This is a genomic window from Nesterenkonia halotolerans (genome assembly GCF_014874065.1).
GTDB lineage: Bacteria > Actinomycetota > Actinomycetes > Actinomycetales > Micrococcaceae > Nesterenkonia > Nesterenkonia halotolerans.
Map to the genome: position 1 here is coordinate 1479115 of NZ_JADBEE010000001.1, position 15634 is coordinate 1494748.

General features: G+C 67.6%; 13 protein-coding genes. 7 read left to right on the top strand and 6 right to left on the bottom strand.

The window, feature by feature from the left end:
* From crtI to idi, 3 genes are read right to left on the bottom strand one after another with little or no spacing between them, the layout of a single operon-like run.
* Window positions 1-1647, bottom strand: a complete 1647-nt coding sequence (crtI, locus tag H4W26_RS06820; protein WP_192591337.1) for a phytoene desaturase family protein — start codon at window positions 1645-1647, stop codon at window positions 1-3.
* Complete coding sequence (locus tag H4W26_RS06825) at window positions 1647-2522, bottom strand: phytoene/squalene synthase family protein (RefSeq protein ID WP_192591338.1); 876 nt, start codon at window positions 2520-2522, stop codon at window positions 1647-1649. Before H4W26_RS06825 ends, crtI begins: the two co-directional genes overlap by 1 nt.
* Window positions 2519-3073 (bottom strand): isopentenyl-diphosphate Delta-isomerase, encoded by a 555-nt coding sequence (gene idi / locus H4W26_RS06830; RefSeq protein WP_192591339.1) that lies wholly within the window; start codon window positions 3071-3073, stop codon window positions 2519-2521. Before idi ends, H4W26_RS06825 begins: the two co-directional genes overlap by 4 nt.
* Before the next feature lie 165 nt (window positions 3074-3238).
* Between idi and H4W26_RS06835 the strand changes: the two genes are divergently transcribed.
* From H4W26_RS06835 to H4W26_RS06855, 5 genes are all read left to right on the top strand, one after another.
* Window positions 3239-4726, top strand: coding sequence for an SDR family oxidoreductase (locus tag H4W26_RS06835; RefSeq protein ID WP_192591340.1), 1488 nt, complete (start codon window positions 3239-3241; stop codon window positions 4724-4726).
* A 157-nt stretch (window positions 4727-4883) separates the two neighbouring features.
* Entirely contained in the window at window positions 4884-5618 is a 735-nt protein-coding gene (locus H4W26_RS06840; RefSeq protein ID WP_192591341.1) for a fasciclin domain-containing protein, read from the top strand.
* Window positions 5619-5810: 192 nt separating this feature from the next.
* Window positions 5811-6422, top strand: a complete 612-nt coding sequence (locus H4W26_RS06845; protein WP_225939623.1) for a sigma-70 family RNA polymerase sigma factor — start codon at window positions 5811-5813, stop codon at window positions 6420-6422.
* Window positions 6419-7267 carry an anti-sigma factor gene (locus H4W26_RS06850; RefSeq protein ID WP_192591342.1) on the top strand — a complete coding sequence of 283 codons (849 nt, stop codon included), beginning with the start codon at window positions 6419-6421 and terminating at the stop codon, window positions 7265-7267. Before H4W26_RS06845 ends, H4W26_RS06850 begins: the two co-directional genes overlap by 4 nt.
* Before the next feature lie 73 nt (window positions 7268-7340).
* On the top strand, window positions 7341-8978 hold the full coding sequence (locus H4W26_RS06855) for a molybdopterin-dependent oxidoreductase (protein ID WP_192591343.1): 1638 nt from the start codon (window positions 7341-7343) through the stop codon (window positions 8976-8978).
* On the opposite strand, the gene H4W26_RS06860 is transcribed toward H4W26_RS06855, so the two are convergent.
* On the bottom strand, window positions 8971-10140 hold the full coding sequence (locus tag H4W26_RS06860) for a pyridoxal phosphate-dependent aminotransferase (protein WP_318779795.1): 1170 nt from the start codon (window positions 10138-10140) through the stop codon (window positions 8971-8973). The two genes, H4W26_RS06855 and H4W26_RS06860, sit on opposite strands and share 8 nt — an antisense overlap.
* Before the next feature lie 50 nt (window positions 10141-10190).
* On the opposite strand from H4W26_RS06860, the gene modA reads away from it, so the two are divergent.
* Window positions 10191-10997, top strand: a complete 807-nt coding sequence (gene modA, locus H4W26_RS06865; protein ID WP_192591345.1) for a molybdate ABC transporter substrate-binding protein — start codon at window positions 10191-10193, stop codon at window positions 10995-10997.
* Entirely contained in the window at window positions 10994-11791 is a 798-nt protein-coding gene (locus tag H4W26_RS06870) for an ABC transporter permease (protein WP_192591346.1), read from the top strand. Before modA ends, H4W26_RS06870 begins: the two co-directional genes overlap by 4 nt.
* Here the strand turns inward: H4W26_RS06870 and H4W26_RS06875 are convergent.
* The gene (locus H4W26_RS06875) at window positions 11754-14123 is read right to left on the bottom strand and encodes an ATP-binding cassette domain-containing protein (RefSeq protein ID WP_192591347.1); all 2370 of its coding nucleotides are present in this window, start codon (window positions 14121-14123) and stop codon (window positions 11754-11756) included. The two genes, H4W26_RS06870 and H4W26_RS06875, sit on opposite strands and share 38 nt — an antisense overlap.
* Before the next feature lie 34 nt (window positions 14124-14157).
* On the bottom strand, window positions 14158-15576 hold the full coding sequence (rlmN, locus tag H4W26_RS06880) for a 23S rRNA (adenine(2503)-C(2))-methyltransferase RlmN (protein WP_378625980.1): 1419 nt from the start codon (window positions 15574-15576) through the stop codon (window positions 14158-14160).
* Between the last annotated feature and the right edge of the window lie 58 nt (window positions 15577-15634).

Below are 15634 nucleotides of genomic sequence, written 5' to 3' on the forward strand. Positions count from 1 at the left end.
TCAGTCCCCCGCGCCGTCGGCGCGCGAGCCGGTGCTCTGACGTGCGGTGCGCTGAGGCTCCGTGCGCAGCGGACCGGCGCTGTAGTCCCGGCGCATGTGTTTGAGCACCAGCTCGGCGCTGATCAGGCACATCGGCACGCCGATGCCCGGAGCCACGGTGCCACCGGCGTAGTAGAGGCCACTCACCTTGGCGGAGGTGTTCTGCGGGCGGAACATGGCCGACTGCCGCAGCGTGTGCGCCTGGCCGAGCACCGAGCCGCGCCAGGAGTTGTAGTCCCCCGCGAAGTCGGCCGGGCCGATGGTCTCGCGCAGCACGATCCGGTCTTCGAAATCGTCGATGCCGGCCCACTGGCCGATCTGCTCGATGGCGGCCTGGGCGACCTGCTCGACTGCGGGGTCACCCTGTCCCTCGGCTCCACCGTGTCCCAGCGAGACGTCCGCCGGGACGGGCACCAACACGAAGAGGTTCTCATGATCCTCTGGGGCCAGCCCGGGTTCGCTGGCACTTGCCCGGCAGACATAGGAGGACGCAGGGGTGGGCACGCTCGGATGCGCGCCGAAGATGGACTCGAAGTTCGCGGTCCAGTCTCGGGTGAAGAACAGCGAATGGTGGGCCAGCTCGGGAAGCTCTCCGCGCACTCCCAGCATCACCAGCACCGCACCCGGTCCACTGGTGACCTTCTCCCACCAGGACTCCGGATAGCTTCGATCCGCTTCCCCGAGGAGCGCGGTCTCGGTGTGGTGCAGGTCCGCGGCAGAGACCACATGATCCGCCTGCTCGGCATGGACCACCCCGTGCTCGTCGCGCCAGCGCACCCCGGTGGCCACCCGCCGAGGACCACGCCCGAGACGACGACGTCGCGCGGGCGCCGTGACGATCTCGGTGACCTCCGCGCCGGTGATGATCTGCGCTCCGGCCTCCTCGGCGAGCCGGCGGAAGCTGGCAAGGACCTCCCAGAATCCGCCCAGCGGGTAGCGGACCCCGTCGTCCAGGTCCAGGGCGCTCATCAGGTGGTACATCGCTGGAGCGTCCTGCGGCCGAGTGCCCAGGAAGACCGCGGGGTAGCCGAGGATCTGACGCAGCACCGGATGGCTGAATCGACGCTCCACGTAGCGTTCCAGCGAGGTCAGCAGCAGCCGGGCCAGCTCCGGACCGGCGGCAAGCACCTCCGGCACCGCCAGGTTGTTCAGCCGCTTGAAGGGGTTGTAGAGGAAGCGCCGCTCGGCGATGTCGGTGGTCCGCTTGGCCGAGGCGATATAGCGGTCCAGCGCGGGGCCGCTGCCCGGCTCCAGCTCCTCGAAGAGCTGGCGGACGCGATCGGCCCCGCGCGGGAGGTCCACCGGGTGAGGGGCCGCGCTGCCAGGTTCGGGCTCGGAGTACACGCGATACGCGGGGTCCAGGTCCACCAGGGTGAGCTGCTCCTGCGTCGTCGTGCCCAGCAGGTTGTAGAAGTGCTCGAACACCGAGGGCATCAGATACCAGGAGGGCCCGGTGTCGAACTGGAAGCCATTGCGCTCCAGCACGCCGGCACGTCCTCCGGTCCGGGTGCCCTTCTCCAGCACCGTGACCTCATGACCCTCCCGGGCCAGCAGGGCGGCGGTCGCGAGTCCGGCGACGCCGGCGCCGATCACTAGGGTGCGAGGCATCAGAAGGACTCCAGTCGTGTGGTCAGGACCGAGCGCAGGGCCAGGCCCGCTTTGCGGACATTGGACACCCTGACTCGGGTCTCGTAGAGCTCGCTCACCTCGGTGGCGGCGACCTTCTCCAGCAGGGCCTCGAAGAGCGAGCAGGCGCTGCGCACGGCAGTGCGGGCATCCCGGGGCAGCAGCGGCATCGCCGCGCGGGCGTCCTGAAGCTGGTCCCGGACGGTCTCCACCCATTCATCCCGCTGGGCCTCCGTCAGCCCGGCGCCCCCGCCGAGGTAGTCCCGGCCCAGCTCGGAGGTGTCCTCGGCGAGATCGCGCAGGAAGTTGATGTTCTGGAAGGCGGCGCCGAGCTGGCGGGCTCCGGTGACCAGGATCGCGCGCTGCGCGGGGCTGCGTTCTTCCTCACGCAGGAAGACCTGCAGGCACATCAGGCCGATCACCTCGGCCGAGCCGAAGACGTAGCGGGAGTGTTCGGAAGGGTTGTAGGTCGCGGGCGAGAGGTCGGCGCGCATCGAGTCGAAGAACGGGTCAATCAGCTCCGGCCCGATCTGCGCCTCGAGCGCGGTGCGGGCAAAGGCATGGACGACCAGATCCGTGCTGTACCCGCGGCGCAGCGCGGCCATCGTCTCCTCCGCATAGCGTTCCAGCGCCTGCTCCTTGGCCTCGGCGTCCAGACCGGCCGCCGTGGCGGCTCCGTCCACCACCTCGTCGGCGACCCGGACCAGCGCGTAGATGCTGCGAACATGGCTGCGGTGACGCGCACCCAGCAGTCGGGTGGCGAGTCCGAAGGAGGTCGAGTAGGAGGAGATCACGCGGTCCGCCGCGGCGCGCGCGGTGGAGGTGAACTGTTCGGCAGGATCCGTCGATGCGCTCACCCGGGGACGCCCCAGCCCGCTGCCTTCAGCTCCGGCAGCTGCTCCACCATCCAGGGGCTGAACGCGAAGGGGGTCTCGGCCGCTGCCCGCTGCACGGACTCGGGGTCGGCCCACTGCCACTGGCTGACCTCCTCAGCAGCCGGGTCCAGCTCGCCGACGAGGACAGCGGTGAACACCGGGCAGATCTCGTTCTCCACGACGCCGCTGGCGTCGACGGCGCGGTAGCGAAAGTCCGGCAGGACCTCCTGGACGGCGTCGATCTCGGCACCAAGCTCCTGCAGGGCACGGCGTCGAACCGCGAGCGCCAGGTCCTCGTCACGAGCTGGATGCCCGCAGAAGCTGTTGGTCCAGACACCAGGCCAGGTGGCCTTGCTCAGCGCGCGGCGGCTGAGCAGCAGCCGACCCGCGGCATCAAAGAGATAGCAGGAGAAGCCCAGGTGAAGCGGCGTGTCCTGGGTGTGCACCGTGCGCTTGGGCGCGACGCCGATGGCCGCTCCGGTCTCCGCAAGGAGAACAACGTGTTCCTCTGTCGAGGGCGAGCCTGAGGTCATGCCTCGAGCATAGCCAGTCACGGCCTGTCCCTGCTGTATGCGTCGCGTGCGTTGACACCCTCAGATCCGCGTGGGGCATCGGTGTTAGATTGGCCAGGACGTGCCGCGGCGCGTCCCACGCAGGACTGCCCGCCGCGGAGACTTCCGAGCGAGGATGTGTGCCTGATGGGAACAGCAGCGGTGACCGGAGCGACCGGATATATCGGAGGACGGCTGGTGCCCCAGCTGCTCCGCGCGGGGCACACCGTCCGTGTGCTGACTCGCCGGGCGGAGGCCCTGCGCGACGTTCCCTGGCGTGACGAGGTCACCGTGGTCGAGGGAGACCTCACCGATCCAGAGGCCGCGAGGGAACTCTGCGAAGGTGCGGACACCGCCTATTACCTGGTCCATTCGATGACCTCCGACCGCAGCTTCGAGGAGCTCGACGAGCGCTGTGCCCGGGTCCTGGGCACCGCGGCGAGCGAGGCCGGCGTCGGCCATCTCGTCTATCTCGCCGGGCTGCACCCCGATGCTCGTGAAGGTCAGCTCAGCGCCCACCTGCGCTCCCGCGTCCACGTGGGCGAGGTGCTCGAGTCCAGCGGCGTGCCCACCCTGACCCTGCAGGCGGGGCTGGTGATCGGCTCAGGCTCCGCGAGCTTCGAGATGATCCGCCACCTCACCGATGTGCTTCCCGTGATGCCCGCCCCCAAATGGGTGATGAACCAGATCCAGCCCATCGCGGTGCGCGATGCGCTGCACTACCTGACCCGCGCGATGGACATCGAGCTGGAGTCGAGCGTCCGCGCCGACATCGGCGGACCCGATGTGCACAGCTACGCACAGCTGATGAAGATCTATGCCCGCACGGCCGAGCTCAACGAGCCGCGCGTGATCCCGCTGCCGGTGCTGACCCCGTGGCTGGCCGCCCAGTGGGTGAACCTGGTCACGCCGATCCCGCGCACCCTGGCCATCCCTCTCGTGGAGTCCCTGCAGCACGACTGCGTGGTCAAGGACAAGATCATCGACGACATCATCGCCCCTCCTGAGGAGGGACTGACCGACTATGAGACTTCTGTGCGGCTGGCCCTGGACAAGATCTCGGCCGACCGGGTGGAGACCACCTGGGCCGCGGCACACCCGCTGGACGTGCCCTCAGAGTCACTGCCCTCGGACCCCGACTGGACCGGTCGGTCGGTGCTGGTGGACGAGCGAGAGCGGCTCTCCACCGCCTCCCCTGAGGCGGTCTTCGCCGTCATCGAGGGGATCGGCGGCGAGACCGGGTACTTCTCGCTCTCCCGCGCCTGGGCGCTGCGTGGACTCGCCGACAAGCTCGTCGGCGGAGTCGGACTGGGACGTGGCCGGCGCAGCCGCGGAGAGCTTGCTCTCGGGGACACCCTCGACTGGTGGCGGGTGGAGGAGCTCCAGCGCGGTCGGCTGCTGCGGCTGCGCGCCGAGATGAAGGTCCCGGGACAGGCCTGGCTGGAGTTCATGGTGGAGCCCGAGGGGACCGGCTCCCGGTATCGACAGCGCGCGATCTTCTTCCCCCGGGGCCTCGCCGGACGTGCCTACTGGCTCGGCGTGACACCCTTCCACGCGATCATCTTCCAAAAGATGGCGGCTCGCATCCTGGCCGACGCGGAGAATGCCGGAACCACGAAAGACGCCAAGGACTGAACCACGCACTCGCCCGATTCGGCGGGCTGGGGAAAACAATTTCAGATTCTTCCCATCCGATCCTGAGGCTGCTCCGAACTCTAAGCACATGACCTGGTTGAGACAACGATCAGATGTCATGCCCTAGACCAAAGTGCGATCAACAGGAGATTCAGTCATGAAGACCGAGATGCGCAAGACAACTTCCCTGCTCGGAATCGGCATGGTCGCCCTGCTGGGCCTGACCGCCTGCGGCGACTCCGAGGAGCCCGCCGAGGACACCGGCGCTGAGATGAGCGAAGAAGAGACGATGGAGTCAGAGGCTCCGATGGACGAAGAGTCCATGGACGAAGAGTCGATGGAGTCGGAAGAGCCTATGGACGAAGAGTCCATGGACGAGTCCGATCCCATGGCGAACCTGGTCGGCGCCTCCTGTGAGGCATATGCCGAGGAAGTCCCCGAGGGTGACGGCTCCGTCGGCGGAATGGCAGAAGACCCAGTGGCCACCGCAGCCTCGAACAACCCGATGCTGACCACGCTGACCTCAGCAGTCTCCGGCGAGCTGAACCCCGATGTTGATCTCGTCGACACCCTCAACGGTGGCGAGTTCACCGTGATCGCCCCCACCGATGATGCTTTCGCAGCCATCCCTGAGGAAGACCTCAACGCAGTGGTCGAGGATGCCGACATGCTGACCGACGTGCTGACCTACCACGTCATCGAGGGCCAGATGTCCCCCGATGAGATCGCCGGTGAGCACGAGACCGTCAACGGCGCGACCGTGACCATCGAGGGTGAAGGCGAAGACCTGATGTTCGACGACGCAGGCCTCGTCTGCGGCGGCGTCCAGACCGCCAACGCCACTGTCTACATGGTGGACGCTGTTCTGATGCCCGAGGCAGCAGAGGAGTGATCCGCACCGGGCGCGGTCGCTGCTGACCGTTCCTGACGCGTTGTGATCAACGCACTGTGATGAGCGACGGCGGCGTCCGGCACCCACCTGCAGGACAGGGTGTCGGCGCCGCCATTGCTCTTTCACAACCCTGAGTCAGGCGCAGCCGGTGCCGTGTGGATGCAGAAGACACTCCCCGGGGTGTGGCATCCTATGGGGATGCATGACATGGGCACCACCGGTTCAGCCGCTGACGGCGGAGAGCCTGTGCATGCGTCCTCGGATTCATGCCGAGAGCTTCTGCTGAGGATTCAGCGCGGAGATGAACAGGCCTTCGAGCAGCTCTACCGCGAGCAGAGTTCCATCCTCCTGGCCACAGCGCTGAGAGTGCTGCGGAATAGATCGCTGGCGGAGGAAGTTCTCCAGGAGATCTTCACCGAGGTCTGGGTCAACTGTCACAGCTACCGGCCCCAGGCTGGCAGCGGCCGGGCCTGGCTGACCACCATGTGCCGCCGTCGGGCCATCGACCGGGTCCGCGCAGTACAGGCGCAGCAGAACAGGGACTTCACCCAGGGGGTGAAGGAGGCTCATGAGTATGAGCCGGATGTCCAAGACTCGGTCCTCATCCAGGTGGAGGCGGCGCGCGCGCAGACCGCGCTTCGCGCCCTTCCCGAAGACCAGGCCACCGCAATTGCGATGGCTTATTATCAAGAATTGTCTCATTCCGAGATATCCCGGCGGCTCGAAGTGCCGCTGGGGACCGTGAAGTCTCGAATTCGTGACGGAATGCAGAGACTCAGAGCCCAGCTAGGGGGTGCCGGATGAACGCCGATCGTGAATACCTGGCAGCCGGCTGCGCGCTGGGCACCCTGGCCGAGGAAGAGCTGCTCGAGGCTCGTGCGCTCGAGGCCACAGATCCTGAGTTCGCCGACGAGGTGCAGTCTTTCCGCGAGACGATGGGGCTGCTTGCCGAGTCCGATGACGCCATTGCGCCGAGCGCCGAGGTCGAGGCCAGGATCCTGGCGATCCCCCGGCTGGAACAGCAGCGTCGCACGTCACAGCTTCACCAGACTTCCCAGTCCCACCCTGCACCCGAGCATCACAGTGCGTCGCGCTCTGACGCGCAGAGCGGCGGCCCAGTGCCGACGACCAACAGCGAGTCCGCAGCCACGCCTGAATCCGCACGACGGACTCGACGCCGGCCGACGACGACGCTCTTCGCGCTGGCGGCCTCCACGCTGCTTCTGCTCTCTGCGGTCCTGGCTGGTGTGCTGGTGAACCAGCAGCAGGACACCACCGACATGGAAGAGTCGCTCACCGTCGCCGAGGCCCAGGCCGAGCGCGCCGAGCGGCTGCTCGCCGCCTCCGATCTCTCCTTCACCGAGGCTGAGGCAACCGTGGGCGGTCGCGTGACCCTGGCCTACTCGGTCTCCGAGCAGATGCTGCACCTGACCCCGCATGACATGCCGGAGCTGCCCGAGGATCAGACCATGCAGCTCTGGCTGATCGACGAGGCCGGCCCACGCAGCGCAGGCCTCATGAGCGGCACCCGTACGGAGATGATCACCGAGGTGGCCATGGACGAGGGGATGACCTTCGGCGTGACGGTCGAGCCGGCTGGCGGCTCCGACGAGCCCACCACCGAGCCGGTGCTCCTCGCGGACCTCTGATCCGCAGCACCCTGGCTGAAAGTTTCTGCGCCAGGACCCATCCAGCGGGGCCCTTCACTCCGAATAAGCAGACATGACACAGACCGCACGCAAGCACCCAGACCAGGCCCACTATGGCCCGGGCCAGCGACTGCTGCGTCTGATCCCCCATGCGTTGGCCGGCGTCCTCGCAGCAGCCCTCTTCCTGGGGGTGGCCGACCTGGTCTCGCGCCTCTTCGGGCCGACCTCCTCGACGCTCGTCGCGCTCGGCCAGGCGGTCATCAGGCTCTCTCCGAGCTGGCTGCAGGAGTTCGCCATCTCGGCCTTCGGCAACAGCGACAAACTGGTGCTCTACATCAGCATGGGTGTGGTCGGCACCGTCGTCGCCGCACTGATCGGGGTGCTGGCACGATCACGCATGAAGCTCGCACTGGGAGCCTTCAGCCTGGTGGCTCTCATCCTGCTGGCAGCGGTCTTGATGCGCCCGGAGAACTCGGCGGTCGACGCCGTCCCCACGCTCATCGGCGCGGGGCTGGGGCTGCTAGCTCTGCTGCTGCTCGGTGGCGCTGCCACGGGCTGGCTGCGTCCAGGCGACGCGCACCCTGCCCCCCATGACCTGGAGACCCGCTCGGGTCGGTCCCGCGCGGAGGAATCTGCCCATTCGCGACGCCGATTCATCGGTCTTGCAGCCGCCGGAACCGCCATCGCTGCGGGTTCCATCGCCTTCGGTCGATCGGTCAATGCCTTCGGCCGAGACATCGGTTCCGCTGCGGCACAGCTGGTCCTTCCCTCCCCAGCTGTGCCCGCGGCTGCGATCCCCGAGGCCGCCAGCATCGGCGTTGAGGGCGTCCCCCCGTTCGTCACTCCCAATGACAGCTTCTACCGGATCGACACCGCCCTGGCGGTCCCCGAGCTGGCCCCAGAGGACTGGACCCTGCGCATCCACGGCATGGTCGAGGAGGAGGTCACCATCGATATGAACGAACTTCTGGAGCTTCCGCTCGAGGAGCATCACATCACGCTGACCTGCGTCTCGAACCCGGTAGGTGGTGACCTGGTCGGCAATGCGACATGGCTGGGCTACCCGATCCATGAGCTGCTCGCCCGAGCCCGCCCGACGGGTGATGCTGACATGGTGCTCTCCCGCTCGGTGGACGGATGGACGGCGTCGACTCCGCTGGAGGTCCTCACCGACGAGGACCGCGAGTCCCTGCTGGCAGTGGGCATGAACGGCGAACCTCTGCCGGCCCAGCATGGCTATCCCGCCCGACTCGTGGTGCCCGGTCTGTACGGCTTCGTCTCCGCCACCAAATGGGTCACCGAGCTGGAACTCACCCGCTTCGACGAGCAGACCGCCTACTGGACAGATCGCGGCTGGAATGCACGCGGACCGGTCCTGGTCGCCTCACGCATCGATGTTCCCAAGCCACTGGCAGAGGTGGCCGGAGAGGAGCTCGTCGTGGCGGGCAGTGCCTGGGCCCAGCACGTCGGAGTGGAGACCGTCGAGGTCCGCCTCGACGACGGCGACTGGGAATCAGTCGAGCTGGCCGCAGAGGTCAACACCGATACCTGGCGGCAGTGGAAGCACACCTTCGCCGACGTCGACTCGGGACGACACTCGGTGACGGTGCGCGCGATCAACGCGGAAGGCGAGGTGCAGACCGGCGAGCGCCGCGACTCGATCCCGGGCTCGGCCACCGGCCATCACCGGATCGAGTTCCGGGTCAGCTGATCCTCTCCGGCTGAGCATGGCCTTGCTGGAACTGCAGGATCCGTCGGATCCCCTCGGCAACCGCAGGTTCGCCGGGGGCCAGGCTCAGTCGGACCCATTGGGCCCCGGCCACCGGATCGAAATCTGTGCCGGGCACGATGGCCACACCTGCCTCCTCCAGGAGCGCCTGGCAGTAGGCAGTCGAATTCCCGAATCGATCAAGCTGCGCCCCGAGATGCGCATACACATAGAACGCCCCGTCGGCCGGGGCGACCTCGCCCCAGCCCAGGTCGCCGAGCTGGGAGAGCACCACCTGGCGCGCTGCCGCGTAGCCGTGGACCTGACCGGCGGCGAAGCTCAGCGATTCCGGGGTGAACGCTTCGACGGCGGCCAGCTGGGTCGCATGCGGAGGGCACAGCGCGACATTGCCGGCGAGCCTGGAGACCGGGTCCACCAGATGCTCGGGCAGCACCATCCAGCCCAGTCGCCAGCCGGGCATCCCCCAGTACTTGGAGAACGAGGAGATGACCACAGCGCGTGCATCGATCTCACTGGCGCTGACATTCTCGGCGCCGAAGCTGATGCCGTGGTAGATCTCATCGCTGACCAGCTGCACCTCATGCTCTGCGCACCAGCCGGAGAGTGTGGTCAGCTTCTCGCGGTCGATCATGGTGCCGGTGGGGTTCGCCGGAGAGGCGAGGATGACCCCGGCCAGCCCGCCGGAACGGCGCTGCGCCTCGAGCTGGGCCACAGTGGGCTGGAAGCGCTCCGCCGGGCCACAGTCGAGGTCCACCACCTCGATGCCCAGGGCGGTGAGGATGTTGCGGTAGGCCGGGTAGCCGGGCCGGGCCAGCGCCACCCGGTCCCCCGGGTCGAAGGCCGCAAGAAAGCTGAGCATGAAGGCACCCGAGGAGCCGGTGGTCACGGCGATCCGCTCCACCGGCACGCTGACTCCATACCAGCGCCGGTAGTGCTCAGCGATCGCCTCTCGCAGCGGCATGATCCCCATCGCGGCCGTGTAGTTCAACACAGTGTTGTTCGCGTGGATCTGCGCCGCGGCCTGATTCACCCCCACCGGGGCACCGGATCCGGGCTCTCCTGCGGTCAGCGAGACCACATCCCGGCCCTCGGCGCGCATGGCGTCGATCCGACCCAGGATGCTCATCACTTCGAAACCGGGCACCTGTGATCTCTTCGAAGGCAGCATCCGTCCAGCCTATAGACTCAACCCCTATGCGCAGCTCAGCCGGACTCCTCGCAGCGGCGCTGCTGGTGCTCCCGGGCTGCACCCCGGCTCCGAACGCCGGTGGCGGTCACGCCACCGACGACGAAACATCGGCAGCCCAGATCACCGTCTTCGCCGCCGCCTCCCTGGATGAGGTGATGACCGCCGTGGCCGATGACTACGCGGCCGCCTCCGGGGTGGATGTGGAGATCAGCTCCGCAGGCTCGGCGGGTCTGCTCGCCCAGCTGGAGCAGGGAGCGCCGGCCGACGTGTTCATCCCCGCCGATGAACAGACCATGGAACGTGCCGTCTCGGCCGAGCTGATCTCACCGCCCACCCGGGACATCGCGACGAACACCCTGGTGATCGCGGTCCCTGCCGGTAACCCGGCACGGATCCGATCGCTGCAAGACCTCGACACCTCCGCAGCGGACTCCGGCGGCTCCTCCCCCACCCTGGTGGTCTGCGCCGAGCAGGTGCCCTGCGGTGCAGCCGCCCAACAGGCAGCCGACGCCGCTGAAGTCACGCTGGATCCGGTCAGCGAGGAGCTCGCGGTCACCGATGTGCTGGGCAAGGTCAGCAGCGCAGAGGCCGACGCCGGTCTGGTCTACTCCACCGACGTGCTTCGCGCCGGAGATCAGGTGGACTCCGTGGAGATCGAGGGGGCCGAGGCCCATCCCAACCGCTACCCCGCAGCCGTTCTGCAGGGCTCCGCACACCCAGATGCTGCCCGGGACTTCATCGACTTCCTGCTCAGCGAAGCCGGGCAGCAGCCGCTGCGCGAGGCCGGCTTCTCCCCAGGAGACTCCGAATGAGCCGGCGACCCACCGTGATCATGCCGCGCTGGGTCCTGCTCCCGGCCGCGCTCGGCGCCCTGTTCATCCTGCTGCCCATCGTCGCGCTGCTGACCCGGGTCGATCTTGCGGAGCTTCCCTCCCTGCTGAGCTCTCCCGGGGCTCTGGCCGCGCTCTGGCTGAGTCTGCGTACGGCGCTGCTGGCCACCGCGCTGTGCGTGATCCTCGGAGTGCCGCTGGCCCTGATGCTCGCCCAATACAGGTTTCCGGGCAGCGGGGTGCTGCGCACTCTGATCCTGCTGCCCCTGGTGCTGCCCCCGGTCATCGGCGGGATCGCCCTGCTGACCACCTTCGGGCGTCAGGGTCTGCTGGGGCAGAGCCTGGAGATCCTCGGTGTGCAAGTCGCGTTCTCCACCGCCGCGGTGGTGCTCGCGCAGACCTTCGTCTCGCTGCCCTTCATGGTCATCGCCGTGGAGGCGGCGATCCGAGGAGTGCAGAAGGAGGTGGTGGAGGCCGCCGTCGTCGACGGCGCCGGGCCGACCCAGCTGCTGCGCAGCATCGTGCTTCCGCTGATCACCCCGGGCCTGGCCTCGGGGGTCGTGCTGGCCTTCGCTCGATCACTCGGCGAGTTCGGCGCGACCATCGCCTTCGCCGGCAGCCTGCAGGGGGTCACCCGCACGCTGCCGCTGGAGATCTACCTGCAGCGCGAGACGGACCCCGACGCCGCCGTCGCGCTCTCGGTGCTGCTGATCCTGGTGGCGGTGGTCGTCATCGGGGTCACCCGGCCACGTACCGCGCCAGATGCTCTGCGGTGAGCGTGGAGGCCTCGGAGATGAGATCTCCCGGGGTGCCGGTGAAGACCACACGGCCGCCGTCGGTGCCTGCTCCGGGCCCCAGGTCGATGATCCAGTCGGCGTGCGCCATCACCGCCTGATGATGCTCGATCACCACCACCGAGGTTCCGGAGTCGACCAGCCGGTCGAGCAGCGCGAGCAGGTTCTCCACGTCCGCCAGGTGCAGCCCGGTGGTGGGCTCGTCCAGCACATAGACCCCTCCTGGGTCTGACATCCTGGTGGCAAGCTTGATGCGCTGACGCTCACCGCCGGAGAGCGTGTTCAGCCGCTGACCCAGCCGCAGGTAGCCCAGCCCGACGTCGCTCAATCGGGTCAGGATCTTTGACGCGGCCGGCAGTCGGGCGGCTCCGGCGGCGAAGAACTCGAGAGCCTGGTCCACGGAGAGGTTGAGGACTTCGCTGATGTTCTTGGCCCCGCTCTCCTCGTCTCCGAGTGTGTACTCGAGCACCTCGTTGCGGAAGCGCCGACCCTCGCACTCCTCGCAGGGGCTCGCCACGGTCTCCATCACGCCCAGTTCGGTGTAGATCACACCTGCACCGCCGCAGCTGGGGCAGGCGCCTTCGGAGTTCGCGCTGAACAGCGCAGGCTTGACGCCGTTGGCCTTGGCGAAGGCCTTGCGGATGGGTTCGAGCAGTCCCGTGTAGGTCGCTGGGTTGGAGCGGGAGGAACCTTTGATCCCGGTCTGATCGATGAACGCGACGCCCTCACGCCCGGCCAGGCTGCCCTCGATCAGCGTGGACTTTCCCGAGCCGGCCACGCCGGTGACCACGGTGAGCACGCCGGTGGGGATGTCGACATCCACGTGCTGCAGGTTGTTGGCCTGCGCCCCGCGGACCTTGATCGCCCCGTCAGGCTCGCGCACTCGGTCTTTGACCTGCGCGCGGTAGTCCAGGTGTCGGCCGGTGAGCGTGTCGGATGCACGAAGCTCCGCCACCGTGCCTTCGAAGCACAGCTCGCCGCCGTCCTCCCCTGCGCGCGGCCCCAGGTCCACCACATGATCGGCGATCTCGATGGTCTCGGGCTTGTGCTCCACGACCAGGACGGTGTTGCCCTTGTCCCGCAGGCGCAGCAGCATCTGGTTCATCCGCGCGATGTCGTGCGGGTGCAGTCCGATGGTGGGCTCGTCGAAGACATAGGTGATGTCGGTCAGCGCCGAACCGAGGTGTCGGATCATCTTCACCCGCTGCGCCTCACCACCGGAGAGTGTCCCGGCAGGACGGTCCAGGCTCAGATACCCCAGGCCGATCTCGACGAAGTGCTCCACCGTCTCCAGCAGAGAGTTGCGCAGCGGGGCCACTCCCGGTTCATCCAGGGTGCGCAGCCAGTCGGCGAGATCGCTCAGCTCCAAGGCGCAGACCTCGGCGATGTTGATCCCCTGAACGGTGACCGAGCGGGTGAGCTCGCTCAACCTCGTTCCGTCGCATTCGGGGCAGGTCACGAAGGTCACTGCCCGGTCCACGAAGGCCTTGATGTGGGACTGCATGGCTTCGCGGTCTTTGGAGAGCATGGACTTTCGCACCTGAGGCCCGAGGCCCTGATAGGTCATATTGACCCCGCTCATCTTGACCTTCTCCGCCTCCCGGTGGAGCAGATCATGGCGCTCCTGCTCGGTGTAGTCCCGCACCGGCTTATCAGGATCGAAGAATCCTGATTCGGCGTAGAACTTCACCGACCACCCGCCGGCCTTATAGCCGGGCACGGTGATGGCGCCGGCGTTGAGCGAGAGCGACTCGTCGATCAGCTGGGAGACATCGATGTCATTGATCTGACCGCGACCCTCACAGCGGGAGCACATGCCCCCGGTGATGCTGAACTCCCGGCGTTCCTTGGTCTTCTCCCTGCCGCGCTCGAAGGTCACGGCACCGGCTCCGCTCATGCTTGCCACGTTGAAGGAGAAGGCCTGCGGCGAGCCGATATGCGGCTCCCCGACACGGCTGAAGAGGATCCGCAGCAGGGTGTAGACATCGGTGACGGTGCCGACCGTGGAGCGCACATTGGCGCCGAGGCGTTCCTGGTCCACCACGATCGCAGCGGTCAGCCCCTGGAGCTCGTCGACATCCGGACGATTCAGGCTGGGCATGAACCCCTGCAGGAAGGCGCTGTAGGTCTCGTTGATCATCCGCTGTGATTCGGCGGCGATCGTGCCGAAGACCAGCGAGGACTTCCCCGAGCCGGAGACCCCGGTGAAGACTGTCAGCGCCCGTTTGGGAATCTCGAGGCTGAAGCCCTTGAGATTGTTCTCCCGCGCCCCGGCCACGCGGATGACGTCATGGTGACTCAGCTCTGCGCTCACGGGGTGGGTCCTCTGCCTCGGTTCTCGGGGTGCGTCAGTCCTCGGCTGCTGCCAACTGGCCGCAGGCGCCGTCGATCTCTTTGCCTCGGGTGTCGCGCAGCGTGGTGGGCACGCCGAGCGATTCGAGCCGGTTCACGAAGGCGCGCATGACCTCTGGCTCCGAGGAGGTCCAGATGGACCCTGGCGTGGGGTTCAGCGGAATCGGGTTCACATGCACCCAGCCGCGGCCGCGGGCATTGAGCTTCTCGGCCAGCAGCTCCGCCCGCCACAGGTGATCGTTCATGTCCTTGATGAGCGCATATTCGATGGACACCCGCCGGCCGGTGGTCTCGTAGTAGTGGTATGCGGCGTCGATGGCCTCGTCGGCCTTCCAGCGTGAGTTCACCGGGATCAGCTCATCGCGGAGCTCATCGTCGGGGGCGTGCAGGCTCAGCGCGAAGGTGATTGGCAGGTTCTCGTCGGCGAGCTTGCGGATGGCGGGGACCAGTCCCACGGTGGAGATGGTGATGCCGCGGGCGCTCATTCCCAGGCCCTCGGGCGCGGGGTCCACCATGCGGCGCACGGCGTTCATCACACGCTTATAGTTCGCCAGCGGCTCGCCCATCCCCATGAAGACGATGTTTGAGACGCGCTGCGGTCCGACACCCGACGACGACGCACCCTTGCCCGCCGCTGCCGAGGCCTCGGAATCGGCGAAGTCGGTCTCCTCACCCAGCGCCGCGTGATCCTGCTCCTCCGCGATCTCGGCGGCGTTCGGCGCATCCAGCTCTCCGGCCGCGATCGCCCGGTTGGCCTGGACGATCTGGTCCACGATCTCCGCGGACGACATGTTGCGGGTCAGTCCGTTCTGGCCGGTGGCGCAGAAGGGACAGTTCATCCCGCAGCCGCACTGCGAGGAGATGCACAGCGTGATCCGGCTGCGGTACCGCATCAGCACCGACTCCACCAGGGCGCCGTCGAAGAGCCGCCAGAGGAACTTGATCGTGGCGCCGTCGTCGGTCTTCAGCCGGCGGACCTCGGTGAGCAGCGGGGGGAGGAACTCCTCCACGAGCTGCTCGCGGGTCTCCGCGGGAAGATCCGTCATCTGGTCCGGATCGGCGGTGTAGTGCCGGAAGTAGTGCACGGAGAGCTGCTTGGCGCGGAAGCCGGAGATGCCCAGCTCCTTGGCCTTGGTGACGCGTTCATCCAGCGTCATGTCCGCCAGGTGCTTCGGGGGCTGCTTGACCTTGGGCTGGGCGAACTGGAGCTTGGGCCGACCCTCGGCGTCCATGGGCTGCTGCCAGCCCTCGGCCTTGGGCCGGATCTGCGGACGCGAGGAATCAGCGTTCGACCCGCCAGCCGGAGCCTTGGAGCCGCCACCTGTGGCAGGCGGCTGACCTGCGGCGCGGCGGGCCGACCCCTGCTTGGGTGCGGAGCTGGAGGGTTCTGGGCGCGGGTTCTTCGAAGGAGACATCCTCTTGATTGTCCCACGGGCATCGGGGAACCGGTATGCCCGCTGCGGATCCGGGCGA

Bases quoted from the DNA above. Each gene is read 5' to 3' on its own strand.
- modA (WP_192591345.1), top strand. From the start codon at position 10,191: ATGCGCAGCTCAGCCGGACTCCTCGCAGCGGCGCTGCTGGTGCTCCCG.
- crtI (WP_192591337.1), bottom strand. From the start codon at position 1,647: ATGCCTCGCACCCTAGTGATCGGCGCCGGCGTCGCCGGACTCGCGACC.
- H4W26_RS06855 (WP_192591343.1), top strand. From the start codon at position 7,341: ATGACACAGACCGCACGCAAGCACCCAGACCAGGCCCACTATGGCCCG.
- H4W26_RS06835 (WP_192591340.1), top strand. From the start codon at position 3,239: ATGGGAACAGCAGCGGTGACCGGAGCGACCGGATATATCGGAGGACGG.
- H4W26_RS06840 (WP_192591341.1), top strand. From the start codon at position 4,884: ATGAAGACCGAGATGCGCAAGACAACTTCCCTGCTCGGAATCGGCATG.
- H4W26_RS06845 (WP_225939623.1), top strand. From the start codon at position 5,811: ATGGGGATGCATGACATGGGCACCACCGGTTCAGCCGCTGACGGCGGA.
- H4W26_RS06870 (WP_192591346.1), top strand. From the start codon at position 10,994: ATGAGCCGGCGACCCACCGTGATCATGCCGCGCTGGGTCCTGCTCCCG.
- rlmN (WP_378625980.1), bottom strand. From the start codon at position 15,576: ATGTCTCCTTCGAAGAACCCGCGCCCAGAACCCTCCAGCTCCGCACCC.
- idi (WP_192591339.1), bottom strand. From the start codon at position 3,073: ATGACCTCAGGCTCGCCCTCGACAGAGGAACACGTTGTTCTCCTTGCG.
- H4W26_RS06850 (WP_192591342.1), top strand. From the start codon at position 6,419: ATGAACGCCGATCGTGAATACCTGGCAGCCGGCTGCGCGCTGGGCACC.